We start from the raw sequence: 17,185 nt of genomic DNA, 5'->3' as shown, positions 1-17,185 counted from the left end.
ATTAGTTTTTAACTTTGGTTAAATAGAAGTTTTGTAGCTCGGCCGCATTATTTTTGATATCATAATTCCCATCTACTATTTTTTGGTGGGTGCTAACACGGTTGTAATTGAACATTTGGATTAATTGGTTTGCCCATTCTACAGGTGTACTTTCTAAGGACTTAAAAGTGATGTTACCAGTGATATCTAATTCATTCGAAATGTTTTCAGAAGCTATAATTTTTAGCCCAGAAGCTTGGGCCTCTATCAAGGTAACTGGCAGCCCCTCGTTTGTAGATGGAAATAGAAAAACATCAAATGCTTGCAATAGATGGTTAACATCTTTTCTAACACCTAAAAAAATCACATTTTCGGCAATTCCCATTTGCTCGGATAAGTCTTTATAATACTGCTGACCTGGACCTCCACCAACAAGGATTAATTTAGTTTTCGGTAATTTTTTCTGCACTTCATTAAATACATCTAATAGAAAGACATGATTTTTTTCTGGCACAAAATTTCCGACATGCCCTATGACCTTATACCCCTGAAGACCTAATTCTTTTCTTAAATTCGAAGAAGTCTCTTGGTCATATTCAAATTCGTCTGTGGCTATTGCATTGTTTATAATTTTCACATTAGGCTTGCTATCCAAACCAAAAAGCCATCGAGCTGCTTTATCCCCACACGAAAAGTAATAATTAGCATTTTTCCGTACCGACTTACGTAATAAGTTTTGTACCAAGAACTTAAAAACATATCCCAATGAAGCCTTTTTTTTGGAAAAAGGATTTATGTTTAAATGGAAAAGACTTGTATGGCTGTGTGCTATTCTAAAAGGAACACCTTCTTTTTTAGCTTGGCTTAAAATTATACCGCTTAATCCATTCAAATGGGAGTGTATTATTCGATGCTCCGTATGTGTTTTGAAAAATGCTCGAACAGCTGAGATATAAGAAAAATAATTCTTGGGACTTATATTAGGCATAATATAGATTTTACCTCCAAGTGATTTTATTTCGTCATCATAAGCACCTTTTTCTTGCCTATGTAATAGAAAATCGAATTGGACCTTGTTTCTATCTATATTTCTATAGTAGTTCATAATCATGGCCTCAGCTCCACCACGATTCATTATGGTTAAAACTTGGAGTATACGAATGGGTTGTTCTGCATTATTGTTCTTCATGGCCATATTCAAATTCCGCTTTTTGTTTTAAGGCGTATGTACAAATTGAGCAAAACTCCAAAGGGAATCGCAACAATGGTGGTTATTTTTTTAGGTGACTCTGTAAGGAATTTTGCGTTTTTTGTAAAGAGAGCACAAGAAACATAGTGGACAGCATTCTTAAACTTGACACCAAATGATTTAGCATATTTCATTCCTGTTATCCTTGTAAAGGCAAAACCTTTAGGATGTCTACGGTATTGTTTTAACATGTTTAAACTTGATCCATCCGGCATGTATTCCACAATGCAGTATACCTCATTTACAGGATAAAGTTTGTAATCTTGATCAATCAATTGGTATAAATAGCCCAATGGGACAAACCTTTCCCCTTCATAAATAGGGTACTTAGGATATTGTTTGATGATCTCTGTTCTGTATACAAGTTTTTTATCTCCTCTGACCTTGTGTTTATTATATATGTCATAAATCGTAGTCTCTTCCAGATGTTCTGGAAACCTAGTTCCAATAATATTACCAGTTTTGTCAGCATCTAGGCCGACAATTCCGGCAAATTGAGGCTTATCTTTTATTGACTCCCATTTTTCAAGAATTAGTTCGACAGCATTGTTGGGCATGAAATCATCACTATCAATACAAATATTAAGTGGTGTTTCGATCAAAGAATAGGCTGTGTTGTGACCACCGTGCATACCTTGGTTGCTTTGATATTGGTATCTAATTTCAATCTTATTCTCTTTGATCCAACTTGCAATGAGTTCTTTGGAATTATCTGTTGATCCATCATCAATAATCAACCAAATAAAATCTTTATTAGTTTGTGAAACCAAGCTGTTGTAGCATTGATGTAGACAATATGCACGATTGAATGTAGGGGTAAATATGGTTATGGTTTTCATTTTAACTGTAATAAAGGTAGAACATCAGATAAGTAAACGAAAAATATGCGAGTATAATATTTCCTAAAAGAGCATGTTGATTTTTAAAAAAATTTTTCTTCAATAAAGGGTATATGATAACTATTGCCATCATAAACCATGAAAGGTATGCGAAACGGTTGGAAAAATTTGCACGAATTACAAGAACCCAAAACCCGTTACAAATGAGATAAGTATTTAATAACCTATTATAAAGCGCATCGGAGAATCCTCTTTTAACAACAAAGTACCATCCTGCAAAAACTGCAAAAGCAGAGTGAAATAAAAAATCCCATCTAAATCCAGTTGCCGAAAAAGTCCCTTCTTCAGAGCTACTGGATAAATATCCAGATAGTCTATCATCTGCGAATCCCAAACTGCTAAAAAGGCTTATCCATACCCCACCAAGAACCAAGGAAAGAGGAATACACATTAACCATCCCTTGAAATAAAATTTTGGGTTGTTATAAAAATAGGTGGCTAAGTAAGCCAGAATAGGTAGGAAAAGTGTTTTGTGGAATAAGAGAGCAAACCCAAAAAACATTACCATAAGTATTTTTCTTTTTTCGTAACATAGTCCCCATAAAAACAAGGAGCACGCAGCCCCATTTCGAATACCATTGACACTATATGTCCAAAAAGAAAAGGACACCACGAACATCAAGAATGCATAGTACCAGTACTCTTTAAAATAAGTAGTTGAAATTTTATATAGTGGGAAAATATAAATGAAACTAATTATGGTAAAAAAGGCATGTATTGACATATATGGTGCCAATGCTTTCATAAATACATGCCATCCATAGTCTTCCGCGTTTTTTATGGGAAGTCCTATCTGATAGTTCGAATATGTAACAACATAGTTTACAGTATCACCAAAAATGGGATGAATAGGCCTTAAACCTATATATAATACGAGGAAGGCGAGAAGTAATAGTCCAGAAATATTTATAAATGATAAGTTTTTAGGACTCTCCATAGGCACAACTCTAGTATGAAGAATTGTGAACAATACCAAAAACAGACAAATATTGATATAGATTGGGTAATATGACTCTATAGGGACAAAATTAATCATCAAGTTGGTTTTTGTTGTCAATTTTAATTACACGAGCCGGATTACCTACCACGGTGCAATTATCAGGAATATCTTTGACAACCACCGAACCAGCCCCTATTATAACATTGTTGCCTATAGAGATGTTTCCAATAACTGTACAATTTGTGTAAAGTTTTACATTATCTCCTATTCGTGGTCTTAGTCCGTTATTCTCTCCAATAGTAACAAGTTGATTTATATAAAGATTCTTGCCTATTTTTTCAGCATTTATTATGGAACTATAAGGATGAGCCAAAATTACGCCACCACCTAATTGAGTGTTGATATCTATAGTAAAGCGATTGTCCTTTGGATAAAAAATCCTCAAAAAGTTACTTGCTAGTCCTCTTGTTCTGAAATAAAATAAGGTCCGGAAATATTTATCATTAGCTAATTTTTTTAATAAATCAAAAAATATTTTGTTGTTCAAGCTAGGGATTGTTCCTCCAGAGTATAAATCCTCCTTTATCAGGTGTTTATTGGCAGAGAAAGAAAAAAGCAATCCATGCGGAATAAACAGAAGTTGATATATGCTTAAAAACAAATGTCTCATTACAAATGATTTAAAATTTTTTGATCCCACTGTTTCATCACCGGGTCTAAAAGATATTTTTGTACGGATTCGAATCCGTTTCTCGCAAGTTCTTCTCGTTTATTATCTTCATGTGTTAACTCCAGCAATTTATTTATGAACATAACTTTATTGTCCATCTCAATAAGACAACCTGTTTTATCTTTTTCAATGATATTCCTTGGTCCGGTTGGGCAATCAAAAGCAATAATAGGTAATCCTGAAGATTGTGATTCTAGAAGAACCATAGGGAAACATTCTTGGATAGAAGTCATTAAGTAAAGTCCTTTTTTTTGCATGATTTCCATCAAATTGTCAACTGGCTTTATAAGACGTACTGAATCTTTTAAATGGTATTTGGTTATCAAACTATTTAACTCAGCTACGTCTATATCAGTTCCATCTCCATAAATTTCCAGATTCCATTCATTATCTGATTTTTTAAATTCGTTCCATATTTCTAAAAGTAAATCAAATCGTTTTACAGGTGAAAAGCGTCCTGCGGCAATGGCGGTTTTTTCTCTGGTTTCAATGCTAAAGCTTGGTTTCTCTATAAAACTATGTGGTATTGGGTTGGGAATATGTACAATACGCCCAGAATTATAGAAACCTTTTTCTTCTTCGTTAAGCACGACTTTAAAATCCAATTTTTTTTCAATTAACTTTTCAAATCGGATTAAGGGAGTGAGTTTTACCTTGGACCTGTAAAATTGAGTAAAGTGATACTCCTTTAAAAACTTAGCTTTTGAGTTCAAAAACGGAAAAAAGAAGGTTACAGGAATATGATTGGCTATAATAACTAAATCGGGATTTAAATTTTTCAACAACTTTTTTAGCCTTCTATAGTTTTTGAAAACTTTTACAATGTTGTTTTTGCCAAAGTAGCTGCTATTTCTATCGTACAGAATACCTAAATCATACAAACTTATTTGTTCGGTAAATGGGTAGAAGGTCGCTTTGCCTTCTTGTTCTGTAGTGACTATGTCAACTTTATGCTTTTTAACGGTGGACCAATAATTCGCTTTTATGTTGATTAAGCTATTAATCCCACCAATTTTATGAAGTTGGTCTGTTAGAATTACAATATTTAACTTTTGTTTTTCCATCTAACTATCTTGTGGCAGGGATATTAATAGAGTTTTTAATAGATATTATAGAATCACACAAGGTTTTTGTGAAATTTTGTCCGCCTATTTTATCCAAGTGATGCCCATCGTAGGTTTTGAATTTGGTTGCAAAGAATTGTTTGTCGAAATTGAAATAAGGAATGTTAAATTTTTGTGCAGCCCTTTCCATATCACTGTCAAAACTTGGATAAAATAAATGCTCCTTTTCTATAAAGTCTGAATCAATAGGCATTCTAACTAAGATGACTTCACCATGCTCTTGAAGTCTGACGACTAGTTTATGAAAGCTTTCTAAACGTATGTCCGAAACCACATATTCTTCCATCATATTGTCAAATATTTTGGATTGTCCCTCTTTCCAAGCTTTAAAAATCGCTTCACTTTGAGGTAAGTTTTTTTCTTCTAACCAGCCATCTTTGTGCATTTCGGCGGATTGTCTAAAAATAGTTCTAAAATGGAAGTACTGGAGGTTTTTTAAAAGATATTCATAGTTTGGGTTCACATCTACATAGTGCATGTTATGTGGAGGACTATTTTCCTCTCTAAATTCTCCTTTGGCGTTGTCATTGTTTTTATCAGAACCAAACATCCAAGGAGTAACTGAAATAATAAATAAACCATTGGATGATGATGTATCTAGTTTTTTTAAAATGCTTTCATTATACAGGGGCCCCATTGAAGCTTGGGCAATGGTGAAACTATAATTGAAAACTGGCAAGGAATAGTCCTTACTTGATAGGGCCTCGTTCACAACACTTGGTTGTATTCCTTGCATACTCCTAGAATCTCCAATAATCATTGATTTTGCCTTGGGAGTAGTGAACTTAACGTAGAAATAATCCACATAGCCTCCATACTTTAGTAAAACAAGTGTAATCACAGCAAAGCAGGCTAATAGAAATATGAGTGTCTTAAATAAGTATTTCTTCATAACTGGTTAGAATTGGAAATAAATAAATGCGTCCGATGCTTTGCCAAAGAATAGGATGAATCCAAAAATTAAGAAATACGTACCCCATCGTAACAATACAGGTTGATTGGCAATAGAAAGGCCATGTTCTTTTTTTCGATTAAGCCACTCAACCATTAACATAAAAACAATCACTAAAACGGAGACTTTATCTAAATTATCAAAGGAATTGCCTTCAAACATAAAAATTCTCTTGATGTAAAGGAAAGCATCTTCAATAGTGTTCGCCCTAAAAAACACACGTATAAAACAGGTCACAATAAAAGTTTCAAGAATTGCATAGCCTTCCCTCAAACTGGGCAGATAGCTGTTTGCGGCAACAATTTCTAAGTTTTTACGATTTCTCTTAAAAAGCATTAGAGGCACGTAATACAACGCATTTAAAAACCCCCAAAAAATAAATGTCCAATTGGCGCCATGCCAAAAGCCACTGACGAGGTAAATAATAAAAACATTTCGAATGTTTTTGTTTAAGCTGACCCTGCTACCTCCCAATGGAAAATACAGGTAATCTTTGAACCAGTTAGTCAAAGACATGTGCCATCTTCTGTAAAACTCTGCGATGTCACGTGCAAAATAGGGGTATGCAAAATTCTGTTTAAGATCAAACCCAAACAAACGGGCACTGCCAATTGCAATATCAGAATATCCTGCAAAATCGCCATAGAGCTGAAAAGCAAAAAATAGCATGCCTATAAATAACTCGCCAGATGAACTCGCTCCAGGATTGTCGAATGCAGCATCTACAAAAACAGCACAATTATCCGCTACAACAACCTTTTTAAAAAATCCCCACAACATCTGACGCATTCCATCCGCTGCTTTATCATAAGAGAATGTACGTTTCTTCTGAAATTGAGGCAATAGGTTTGTTGCTCTTTCAATAGGGCCAGCTACTAGTTGAGGGAAAAAGCTTACATAAGCAAAAAATTGAATCCAAGATTTCGAGGGTTCAATTTTCTCCCTGTAAACATCAATAGTATAGCTAAGAGTTTGGAATGTGTAAAAGCTAATACCTACAGGAAGGATAATATGAAGAGTTACATAATCTGCTTTAAACCCAACTAGGTTGAAAAGATCAGTAAACGATTCTATAAAAAAATTAAAGTATTTGAAAAAGCCTAATAACCCTAAATTCATGAGCAAACTAATGCCCACAAGTATTTTTTTGGATTTTTTACTTTTTGCTTTCGGAATACTCTTACCTATTTGATAATCAATTAGTGAACTAAATGATATAAGAAAAAGAAAGCGCCAATCCCAGCAACCATAAAAAAAGTAGCTGATGGCCAAAAGATATATATTCTGGAACTTTAGAGACTTTTTGGATATCAACCAATAGAGGCCGAAGGCAGCAGGCAAGAAAATTAAAAATACGACTGAATTAAAAATCATTCTTAAAGGCTTAACTAATTTTTTTGTAGTTGCTCAAATAAATCATTCCATTTTTCACCGATAACGGACATTTGAAACTTGTCAACGCTCTTAAATGCGTACACTCCCATCTTTTTTCTCTTTTCTGAATTTCCGATTATATCTATAAGGGATTGTCCAAGGGCTTTAATATCGCCATTGGGGATTAAGAATCCATTTTTACCATCTTCGATGATATCAGAAGGCCCATAAGGACAATCAAAGGAAACCGATGGCACGCCACAAGCCATAGCTTCAATAATGACCATGCCAAAACCTTCGTACCTGGAAGAGAGAACATGAACAGAAGACTCAATAAACTTTTCCTTGATATTTTTTACTGGTTTAAATAATTTAATTGAATCTGAGAGATTTAATTTCTCAATATCTTTTTCGATTTTTTTTGATGGATCTTCACTACCATAAATATGTAATTTCCATTCAGGAAATTTCTCTTCTACGTCTTTCCAGCTTTTGACCAACCGATCATAGCCTTTTTGGAAAGATTGTTTACCAACAGCAATTACAATTTTGTTATTTAAAGTAGAAACCTCCCCTTTGCAAAATGGAAGTGGATTGGGAATTACAATGTTGTTTGGGAAATTCCATTCCTTTAGGTTTTGTTGTGTTAGAACAACAAATGCATCAAACTTTTGACCTCCTAATCTCATCAGTAAATAAATCAATCGTGTTTTTAATCTATTAAAAAGATTGTTGGGACCGATTCCTTTAGCCACTTCTTTGCTAACATGCCTTTCATAAATCATTGGCCTTGATTTTCTTATCAAAAGGGGAAGAAGCATGCCCTTTAACCCATCATCGCAAACCAAAATAATATCGGGATCAACCTTGGAAATGGTATTCTTGATCCCTTTTAAATAACCTTTAATATAATGGATAGGGGAGTTTTTTAGCTCAATATTATGTGTTTGGATCGCAGAACTAAAATCGAAGAAAAGGGAGTCTGTTGTGTCATTTAAAGTCAAAATGTGTACATCATGCTCGAGTTCATCTGTAAAATAGCTTGCTTTAATGGATAGAACCCTTTCCAATCCGCCAGGACCGCTTATTTGATTTGTGATGTAAAGAAGTTTCATAGTCTTATTTGGACTTTTAGGATAATGCTTCTTTGACAGTCTTTTTCAAGGCATTGGCGAGGGCATGATGCTTTTCAAGATTTTTTATGATGGTATTTGCGTCAATCTTTCCGTTAAGTCCAAAGTTGGAAGTAAAATCCCCGGTCTGACTATTAATATCTATTCGGTTAAAGAGTTCAAGAATACCATCGAACCTACAAGAATCCACAAAGCTGTCAAAACCATTCACAAATATGACTGGAGTGCCCAAAGCCAAACAAGGTAGAGCACAATGAATCCTCGAAGTAATTACCATTTTAGCTCGAGCATACTTGTTCAATAAATCCTCGGCCATTTGAAATTTTTGCTCATCTGAATATGTATTAGAAGGAGGCTCTTGATTAATAAATTCAGCCTTTTTTAATAATTCCTCACTAATGAAATTCTTAAGATGCTTGTTCTTTTTTCCAAGCTGAAATGCTTTCCCATTAAGAATGTTCTTAACCGTAAGTTTTGGGTTGTAAAACACTTTTTCAGGCCTAGGATAGTTGTAGAGTGGGTCTACAATATATATTTTGTCTCCACGCTCAGAGTCATCAACTTTGTACGAATCCAATGTTAATGTAAGACAACCTGTAAAGTAGGCTTCAATTCCTTTTTCGTTAAGAGTATCTGCCGTGAATTGATCTCTACATCCAATAGGTTGGTGTTGTTTTAAGTACGATATCCCTTTTTCACTTAACATGAAAGGAGCTGCAGTGTTGTTCATATGGAAGGACACAAAAACAGGGTCGATATCCTCTGACGGTACCCAGTTATGAATATTATGTGTGAACCACCCATTCATTATCAACTTTATTCTTTCTCCTGTATAATCAGCTAACCGTTCGCGATTCAAATAAACATCTACTTGAGGTAAAAATTGCTTTGCAGCAAGACTTTGGATGTTATCGCCGACATTGAAAAACTTTCGGTTTTCATCGTATGTTAATAATCCGTATTTCATTTAATTTTTTTTGTGGTTGAGTATAAGTGTTGAGGTGAATAGTATTCTATTCTAGTATTTAATCTTTCGGTATATTTTTCTTAACCAAGGAAATTTGTTGCGTATAATAAACCGTCCCTTGGCTAGAATACCGGTTTTATTTTTCAACTTTGTTTCAATGATGGCATTAAGCTCTCCATTTTTGATTTTCTCAAGTTTGGCCCCTTCCAATTCTTTATCCTTAAAGACAAAAAACGAATTGGCTTTATCGGCTTTATCTTTTAGTTCGAGCCAGAAATATTGCATGCCTTTACTAGCTCCACCATGGTTTATTGTGGAAAAAATCTTATCATAGACACTTTCATCAACAACAAACCCATAATCGTTGGGATCCTCATTGTTTAATAGAATACCTAAGATAGTTCTAAAACATTTTTCACAATTACTACAATTAAAATCTGTACGTAACTCTGAATAACAGACTCTTAATCTGAAAGGAACTTTATTGGTCTTGGCAAACTCAGCTATTAAATCTACCTTATCTTGTCTTTTAAGTTCATATCCGTCATGGAATACCTTTGTGCCACACCATCTGATTGTCTCATCTGTTTTAGGTGTTGAACCCCATGCAATTTGGATTTCTTTCGTGTAAGATGAAGCTATATAGATGTTTTCATAGCCTCTAATAAAGCCAAGAGGGGCTAAAGAACCTATTAGAGAGAGCCCATGCTGTACTTTGCCCCACCAACCAATGTCTTTGAGAAGTAATTCGACTTGATAGGTGTAAAAACTTCTCACATTGGTTGTAATGTATTGTTTTTGATTTTTGGCCAACAACTCTTCATTTTCGATAAAGCTTTTGAAACGACCCCATTGCTCTGTATCTTCAATTTCTATATCAGCACCTAATATTGTAACAAGCTCGGGTTCTTTGTGCTTTATGCGTATATAGGTAGCGTAAGCATCCACACCTCCGCTAAATAACATTGCTGTTTTTTTACCAATACATTTATTCTCAACAAGAGTTTTTGCCTTTAAATTTCCTTTTAGGTTATAATCGGGGAACTGTTTTGCAAATTCATCTTTTAGGTCCTTCATGGAAGTGTAAAACTCACTATCTATTTCGTCGACTACAATATCAAAACCTGCAAACCATGCTATAGGAAGCCAATTGCTAATAAATGGAATCGCCAGAATGCTTTTGGGAACATGTGTTATGTTTTCCAGATACTTTATAAAGAGATTATCTTTTTGATTTACAAATTTGTTGATATCTGGGCTTGTGGTAAATGCATAGTCTATGCGTGTACCATTATCAGCAATTAAAATCTTATCTAGAGTAATCATAATCTATATTCCAAATTTGGTTCTTATACTAGAAAAAGTAGTTTTGAACAGCTGTTTTTCAAATTCTATCAGCCCTATTCTGTACATTACCAAGGCGTATACAATGGAATAACTGATTCCTTTCAAAACAAAATTGAACCAATCTTTTCCTGGAATGAATCTTATAAAATATCCAAAAACCAAAATTATTAGTATTGCCAAAAATGTTTTGTTCAGTAGTTCTTTAAAAAAACGAGGGATTTCCAAATGAATTACTTTATAGTAGTAAAAATTCATAATATTTTGAACAATAAGCCATCCGGATACCGTTCCCGCTATCATTCCTATAGCGCCATAACCTTTTGCTAGATAACCACCAAAAATGGTTCCCAGGATTAAAAAAATAAGGTAGATGATTGCTTTAAATGATAATTTATTTTGAGCCTCCAAAATGGAATTCCCAAAGGCTTGAACTAGAGGCAGGGTGTACGCAAACATGATTATAAGGGCAATTACCCATGAATCCTGATATGATTCACCTACCCAAAGAAATATGAACTGTTTTCCAAAGAGGATAAATGCGGTTAAGATAAACATTAAGACGATAAATGATAGACGTCCAATTTTTATCATCATGTCAGTTAGTTCCTTTGGGTTCGCATTAGTCACTGTCATTTGTGTTGCCCTAGGAAGAAAAACCCCGGAAATCGCGGTGGAAAATGCACCATAATAGGTGCCTAACATTACTCCTACTGCAAAGACCGCTACAATAGTGGGGTCGGTCATTATGCCAAGTACTAGTTGTCCAACTCTCCATTGAAATTGTCCGACAATTGCGAACACAAAAATCCAAAGTGAATATCCAAATATTTTTCTGAGAAGTTGTTTGCTAAATGAATGAAGTTTGATTTTTACTTTTAGTTTGACAATAACAAAATAAATCATAACCCCAAATAATACTAGATTCAAGCTAGCATCTAATATTACTAAAGAAAGAGCCCTCCCGCTCCAAAATAGAAGTCCAACTACTAATAGAGAGCGTATAACATAGTGAATTATTTTGGCAGTTTTAGGAAAGACAAATTGTTCGTAACCATAGGATGTAGCTTCAAATGTTCCAGCGGGTAAACCAACAGCTAGGGTAAACACCAAAATGACAAACATATTTTTTGCACTACCGATCTGGTCAGGAGTAAGAGAGTCTTTGAAAATTGATTCAATGTTAAAGTAACATATCGTGCCTATCACGACTACACAAAAAGAAATAATTGCATAGATAATCAGTGTGGTGGCCAAAAAGTTTTCCTCGCCAACCTTATCCTTTTCAGCCCTATATTTTGCAACAAACCTTACAACTGTATTGCCTAGGCCTAAATCTAAAATGGCAATATAGCCAACAAAAGCTCCTATTAAAGAGTAAAGACCAAATTCGGCATCACCAAGTTTTCGTATAATGAAAGGTGTTAGTAATAAGCCTACAATATTGGTTAGTATTATACTAGTATAGTTAAGAGCAGCCCCCTTTTTGATTTGGCTCATATGCTTTTAATTATTTGGTTGGGCTTAGTTATTATAACCTAGCCTCTACAGCTTCCTTAATAATGCCCTTCACGTCATAGAGTACACCATCTTGTTTGAGCAATGGCCTTAACTCCATTTCCAAAAACTTTTGATGGGCGACGGTGAGCACAACGGCATCAAACTTTTCATCAGGAAGGTTTTTAGTGATGGATAAACCATACTCATGTTCCACCTCGGCAGGGTTGGCCCAAGGGTCATATACAGTGACATCGGTGCCATAATCCATCAATTGCTTGATTACATCTACTGCGCGCGTATTTCGTACATCCGGACAGTTCTCCTTAAAAGTAATCCCCAACACCAAAACCTTGGCCCCTTTGATGCGCAGGTCTTTTTTGACCATCAATTTGATAATCTCGGAGGCAACGTAGCCTCCCATACTATCATTCAATCGTCTACCTGCCAATATAATTTCCGGATGGTAACCAAATTCCTGTGCGCGCTGTGCCAAGTAATACGGGTCTACACCGATACAGTGTCCACCGACTAACCCTGGTTTAAAGGGCAAAAAGTTCCATTTGGTACCAGCTGCCTCCAAAACAGCATGAGTATCAATGTCCATGAGATTGAAAATTTTGGCAAGCTCGTTCACAAAGGCAATATTGATGTCCCTTTGGGAATTCTCAATAACCTTGGCTGCTTCGGCAACTTTTATGGTCGGCGCCAAATGTGTGCCAGCGGTTATGACAGAGGAGTAAAGCTCATCCACAACTTTTCCGATTTCTGGGGTGGAGCCAGAGGTTACCTTTAATATTTTTTCAACCGTATGTAATTTATCCCCCGGATTGATTCTTTCCGGAGAATATCCTGCATAAAAGTCCTCATTGAACGTTAATCCACTTATGCTTTCGAGTACAGGAATACATTCCTCTTCGGTTGCCCCAGGGTATACGGTAGATTCATAAATAACAACATCTCCCTTTTTCAATACCTTGCCCACGGTTTCACTGGATTTTTTCAATGGAGTCAAATCGGGCCTATTGTTTTTATCAACAGGGGTGGGGACGGTAATTACATATATATTGGCATTGGCAATATCATTGATTTTATTGCTGCAGTAGAGCCCGTTGGTTTCCAATGGTTTGTCTGTCAATACAGATTGCAACACCTCGTTTTCCACTTCCAGTGTGGAGTCCACTCCGGTCTGTAGTTCTTTAATCCGGGATTCGTTGATATCGAAACCGACAACAGGATACTTTGTGGCAAACAATCGTGCCAAAGGAAGGCCTACATATCCTAATCCTATTACAGCTATTTTATTGTTGTTCATGTTAGTGTTTTTGTTATACTGCGATGCTTTTGGACAGCGTATCTTGTTTTTCTTTGAATCCTATTTTTTTCCGATTTGATAATACTTGATTCCAATATTTTCCATTCGTTCCCCATCATACTGGTTACGACCATCAAAAATTAAAGGGTTCTTAAGGTTATTCTTGATTGCCATAAAATCTGGTGATCTAAACTCCTTCCATTCTGTCAAAAGCAACAACGCATCGGCATTTTCCAATGCTTCGTACCTAGAGTCGGCGTACTCAATATTTTTGTTGTCCTTTAAATAAAATTCTTTGGCTTCGTGAACCGCTTTGGGATCATAGGCCTGTATTTTAGCCCCGAGTTCTGTAAGTTTATTTATGATATAAATTGAGGGGGCTTCCCGCATGTCATCAGTTCCTGGTTTAAAGGATAGACCCCATACAGCAAATGTTTTACCAGATAAATCGTTCCCAAAATGTTCGATTACCTTGTCTGCAATGACCAACTTCTGTCTATCGTTAACATCCTCTACGGCATTGAGCAATTGTGCTTGATAACCGTGTTGTTGAGCTGTCTTCTTAAGTGCCTTAACATCTTTTGGAAAGCAGGATCCCCCATAGCCACTACCGGGATAGATAAAGCTGTAACCAATTCGGCTGTCGGACCCAATTCCAATTCTCACTTTGTTTACATCGGCGCCCACCAGTTCGCAAATGTTCGCCACCTCGTTCATGAACGATATTTTTGTGGCAAGCATGGCATTGGCAACATATTTGGTCATTTCTGCAGAACGCACATCCATGACCAACATCCGGTCCATGCTACTTCTAAAGAATGGAGCGTAGAGCTGGCGCATTTTCTCTGCAGTAGCTTTATCCTCGGTACCTACAACAACCCTGTCCGGTTTCATAAAGTCACCAATGGCGTCCCCTTCTTTTAGGAATTCAGGGTTTGAAACCACATGAAAATCGATGTTGGCATTTCTTTTGTTCAATTCATCTTGGATAACATCCTTTACTTTATCGGCCGTCCCAACGGGTACAGTGGATTTGTCTACAATGATGAGAGGTTGGCTCATGTGCTTTCCAATTTCGGAAGCAACATTGAGTACGTATTTCAAATCCGCAGAACCATCTTCCCCCATCGGAGTGCCAACGGCGATAAAGGCCATGTCGCAATCTGCCAAACAATCCTTCAGCTGGGTGTTGAAGAATAAGGTTTTATTGTCAACATTGCGTTGTACCATAGCCTCAAGACCAGGTTCGTATATGGGGATAATTCCTTTTTTTAGGTTCTCTATTTTCTTTTCATCAATATCGACACAGGTAACTTTGTTTCCCATTTCGGCAAAACAAGTTCCTGTTACCAATCCAACGTATCCAGTTCCTATTATCGTTAAGTTCATTTTGTTCTCGTATTTTATTTAAGATTCTTCCAGTACCAATTCACGGCTTCTTTGAGACCTGATCTCATATCGTATTTGGGACTGTAGTTAAGTAGGGTTTTTGCCTTTTCAATAGAGGCTAGGGAATGGGGCACATCTCCTTGTCTGTTAGGACCATATTTTGGTTCGATTTGTTTTATCTGGGCATCAAACTCCCCTAAAAACTCCTTTAGAAGCCCAACAAGTTCATTTAGGTCGGTCCGCTCTCCAAAGGCTACATTGTATACTGTGTTTACAGCTTCTTCATTGGTACTTGTCAATGCCCTTACATTCATTTCGATGACATTATCAATATAGGTGAAATCCCTTGAAAAAGAACCATCTCCATTAATGACCGGTGACTCGTGCTGCATTAAATGCATAACAAACTTTGGGATTACCGCGGCATAGGCCCCATTTGGGTCTTGCTTTCTTCCAAATACGTTGAAATAACGTAGTCCTATGGTTTGAAGCCCATAGGTTTTGGAAAAGATATCCGCATAGAGCTCATTTACATATTTAGTAATCGCATAAGGGGATAGGGGTTTTCCTATTTTGTCCTCAACCTTTGGCAGTGACTCGGAATCGCCATAAGTTGAAGAGCTGGCAGCATATACAAAACGCTTCACCTTGGCATCGCGCGCTGCAACCAACATGTTCAAAAAGCCAGAAACATTCACCTCATTACTTGTAATAGGGTCGTTTATAGATCTAGGGACCGATCCCAAAGCGGCTTCATGTAAAATGTAATCAACGCCCTCACATGCCTTTTGACAATCGGCAAGGTTTCTGATATCTCCTTCTATCAATTTAAAATTGGGATTGGATTGTAAGTGGGAGATGTTTTCTCTTTTACCTGTGGAAAAATTGTCCAGACAGGTTACTTTGTTTCCATTGTCCAACAATGCTTCACATAGGTTGGAGCCAATAAATCCAGCTCCTCCCGTAACTAAAATAGTATGTTCTTTGTTTAGGTTAAGGTGTGATATATCCATGGGTGTTTAAGAAAATTTCGAGCAAATATGAAGAAAAGTAATTAGAACCACGCTGGTTTTAGGTGAACTTTTGATAAAACGGATAAAATACATGTTTAGTGTTAAAATGAGTGTCTAATTAAGGAAAGAGGTGTTTTGGAGATCAAACCATTTATAGGGTAACGAGCTTATAATTCCATATTATTCATTTGAATTGCCATAATACGTTTTGTACCAGGCAACAAATTTTTTTACGCCGGATTTGATGGGTGTGTTTGGCCGGTAATTGTAATCTCTTTCCAGTCCTGATACATCGGCCCACGTTTTTTCCACATCCCCTGGTTGCATGGGCATCATTTCTTTAGATGCTTTCAAGCCAATTTCATCTTCAATAGCTTCGATAAAGTCTAGCAATTTGACACTTTTACTGTTTCCGATGTTATACAGATGATAAAGGTTGTTGGAATTATAGGCAGCCGTATGCCTGTTTTCCACTATTTGAGTGATTCCTTGTACAATATCATCTATATAAGTAAAGTCCCTTTCAAGTTTTCCATGGTTGAAGACTTTTATTGGTTTATGCTTTAGGATGGCGTCCGTAAACAAAAACATAGCCATATCAGGTCGCCCCCAAGGACCATATACGGTAAAAAATCGCAACCCGGTGGTTCTTATCCCATAAAGATGACTGTACGTATGGGCCATTAACTCGTTGCTTTTTTTGGAAGCAGCGTAGAGACTTATGGGTTGATCCACCGAATCGGTAGTGTTAAAGGGAACTTTTTTGTTCATTCCATATACACTGGAACTGCTGGCATACACCAAATGTTCGATGTTATGGTTCTTACAACATTCCAAAACATTCAAAAACCCTACAATATTACTATCCACATAAGCTTCCGGGTTTTCAAGACTGTAACGTACCCCGGCTTGCGCGGCCAAATTGCAAACGACATCAAAATGATTGTGATCGAACAATTGTGGCAAATTTTCACGGTCTTCAATGGACATTCTAACAAATTTGAAGCCTTTAAAAGAATCACTTGCCACGGTCTTATTTTGATGAAGTGCATTATCCGAATCGATTCCGAGCTCTTTTAAACGGTCCAATTTTAATCTGACATCATAGTAGTCATTGAGATTGTCGATACCCATCACATTATGGCCATTTTCAATCAGCTTTAGGGTTAGATGATATCCTATAAATCCTGCACACCCGGTTACCAGAATTCTCATAGTTGAAAAGTTTATACAAAAATGGGGAATTAATGGAATTCGCAGACTACTTTTTAGTAAAACTA

General features: G+C 36.2%; 15 protein-coding genes. All 15 read right to left on the bottom strand.

Annotated features, from left to right (window positions below; genetic code table 11):
* Position 1: 1 nt before the first annotated feature.
* Positions 2–1,168 (bottom strand): glycosyltransferase family 1 protein, encoded by a 1,167-nt coding sequence (locus DCK90_RS00575; RefSeq protein WP_108244439.1) that lies wholly within the window; start codon positions 1,166–1,168, stop codon positions 2–4.
* Positions 1,169–1,176: 8 nt separating this feature from the next.
* Entirely contained in the window at positions 1,177–2,067 is an 891-nt protein-coding gene (locus tag DCK90_RS00570; protein ID WP_108244229.1) for a glycosyltransferase family 2 protein, read from the bottom strand.
* 1 nt (position 2,068) lies between these two features.
* Positions 2,069–3,064: an EpsG family protein gene (locus DCK90_RS00565; protein ID WP_229418509.1), complete on the bottom strand. Its 996-nt coding sequence runs from the start codon at positions 3,062–3,064 to the stop codon at positions 2,069–2,071.
* Between the two features lie 91 nt (positions 3,065–3,155).
* Positions 3,156–3,737 (bottom strand): serine acetyltransferase, encoded by a 582-nt coding sequence (locus DCK90_RS00560; RefSeq protein WP_108244227.1) that lies wholly within the window; start codon positions 3,735–3,737, stop codon positions 3,156–3,158.
* Entirely contained in the window at positions 3,737–4,861 is a 1,125-nt protein-coding gene (locus DCK90_RS00555) for a glycosyltransferase (protein ID WP_108244226.1), read from the bottom strand. Before DCK90_RS00555 ends, DCK90_RS00560 begins: the two co-directional genes overlap by 1 nt.
* A 4-nt stretch (positions 4,862–4,865) precedes the next feature.
* A complete protein-coding gene (locus DCK90_RS00550) occupies positions 4,866–5,813 on the bottom strand; it encodes a hypothetical protein (RefSeq protein WP_108244225.1) in 948 nt (315 codons plus the stop codon).
* A gap of 6 nt (positions 5,814–5,819) precedes the next feature.
* Positions 5,820–7,145: an MBOAT family O-acyltransferase gene (locus DCK90_RS00545; RefSeq protein ID WP_313790870.1), complete on the bottom strand. Its 1,326-nt coding sequence runs from the start codon at positions 7,143–7,145 to the stop codon at positions 5,820–5,822.
* Between the two features lie 116 nt (positions 7,146–7,261).
* Complete coding sequence (locus DCK90_RS00540) at positions 7,262–8,362, bottom strand: glycosyltransferase family 4 protein (RefSeq protein ID WP_108244223.1); 1,101 nt, start codon at positions 8,360–8,362, stop codon at positions 7,262–7,264.
* 16 nt (positions 8,363–8,378) lie between these two features.
* Complete coding sequence (locus tag DCK90_RS00535) at positions 8,379–9,347, bottom strand: polysaccharide pyruvyl transferase family protein (RefSeq protein ID WP_108244222.1); 969 nt, start codon at positions 9,345–9,347, stop codon at positions 8,379–8,381.
* Between the two features lie 51 nt (positions 9,348–9,398).
* Positions 9,399–10,673, bottom strand: coding sequence for a hypothetical protein (locus tag DCK90_RS00530; protein ID WP_108244221.1), 1,275 nt, complete (start codon positions 10,671–10,673; stop codon positions 9,399–9,401).
* A gap of 3 nt (positions 10,674–10,676) precedes the next feature.
* On the bottom strand, positions 10,677–12,191 hold the full coding sequence (locus DCK90_RS00525) for an oligosaccharide flippase family protein (RefSeq protein WP_108244220.1): 1,515 nt from the start codon (positions 12,189–12,191) through the stop codon (positions 10,677–10,679).
* 31 nt (positions 12,192–12,222) lie between these two features.
* A complete protein-coding gene (locus DCK90_RS00520; RefSeq protein WP_108244219.1) occupies positions 12,223–13,503 on the bottom strand; it encodes a nucleotide sugar dehydrogenase in 1,281 nt (426 codons plus the stop codon).
* A gap of 60 nt (positions 13,504–13,563) precedes the next feature.
* Positions 13,564–14,892, bottom strand: a complete 1,329-nt coding sequence (locus tag DCK90_RS00515; RefSeq protein ID WP_108244218.1) for a UDP-glucose dehydrogenase family protein — start codon at positions 14,890–14,892, stop codon at positions 13,564–13,566.
* A gap of 14 nt (positions 14,893–14,906) precedes the next feature.
* Positions 14,907–15,905, bottom strand: coding sequence for an SDR family oxidoreductase (locus DCK90_RS00510; protein ID WP_108244217.1), 999 nt, complete (start codon positions 15,903–15,905; stop codon positions 14,907–14,909).
* A gap of 180 nt (positions 15,906–16,085) precedes the next feature.
* Positions 16,086–17,120 (bottom strand): NAD-dependent epimerase, encoded by a 1,035-nt coding sequence (locus DCK90_RS00505; protein WP_108244216.1) that lies wholly within the window; start codon positions 17,118–17,120, stop codon positions 16,086–16,088.
* Between the last annotated feature and the right edge of the window lie 65 nt (positions 17,121–17,185).

Origin of the sequence: Muricauda brasiliensis, from assembly GCF_003057865.1 — a bacterium.
GTDB lineage: Bacteria > Bacteroidota > Bacteroidia > Flavobacteriales > Flavobacteriaceae > Flagellimonas > Flagellimonas chongwuensis.
This window is presented reverse-complemented; position numbering and strand designations above follow the sequence as displayed.

Bases quoted from the DNA above. Each gene is read 5' to 3' on its own strand.
- DCK90_RS00575 (WP_108244439.1), bottom strand. From the start codon at position 1,168: ATGAAGAACAATAATGCAGAACAACCCATTCGTATACTCCAAGTTTTA.
- DCK90_RS00570 (WP_108244229.1), bottom strand. From the start codon at position 2,067: ATGAAAACCATAACCATATTTACCCCTACATTCAATCGTGCATATTGT.
- DCK90_RS00565 (WP_229418509.1), bottom strand. From the start codon at position 3,064: ATGGAGAGTCCTAAAAACTTATCATTTATAAATATTTCTGGACTATTA.
- DCK90_RS00560 (WP_108244227.1), bottom strand. From the start codon at position 3,737: ATGAGACATTTGTTTTTAAGCATATATCAACTTCTGTTTATTCCGCAT.
- DCK90_RS00555 (WP_108244226.1), bottom strand. From the start codon at position 4,861: ATGGAAAAACAAAAGTTAAATATTGTAATTCTAACAGACCAACTTCAT.
- DCK90_RS00550 (WP_108244225.1), bottom strand. From the start codon at position 5,813: ATGAAGAAATACTTATTTAAGACACTCATATTTCTATTAGCCTGCTTT.
- DCK90_RS00540 (WP_108244223.1), bottom strand. From the start codon at position 8,362: ATGAAACTTCTTTACATCACAAATCAAATAAGCGGTCCTGGCGGATTG.
- DCK90_RS00535 (WP_108244222.1), bottom strand. From the start codon at position 9,347: ATGAAATACGGATTATTAACATACGATGAAAACCGAAAGTTTTTCAAT.
- DCK90_RS00530 (WP_108244221.1), bottom strand. From the start codon at position 10,673: ATGATTACTCTAGATAAGATTTTAATTGCTGATAATGGTACACGCATA.
- DCK90_RS00525 (WP_108244220.1), bottom strand. From the start codon at position 12,191: ATGAGCCAAATCAAAAAGGGGGCTGCTCTTAACTATACTAGTATAATA.
- DCK90_RS00520 (WP_108244219.1), bottom strand. From the start codon at position 13,503: ATGAACAACAATAAAATAGCTGTAATAGGATTAGGATATGTAGGCCTT.
- DCK90_RS00515 (WP_108244218.1), bottom strand. From the start codon at position 14,892: ATGAACTTAACGATAATAGGAACTGGATACGTTGGATTGGTAACAGGA.
- DCK90_RS00510 (WP_108244217.1), bottom strand. From the start codon at position 15,905: ATGGATATATCACACCTTAACCTAAACAAAGAACATACTATTTTAGTT.
- DCK90_RS00505 (WP_108244216.1), bottom strand. From the start codon at position 17,120: ATGAGAATTCTGGTAACCGGGTGTGCAGGATTTATAGGATATCATCTA.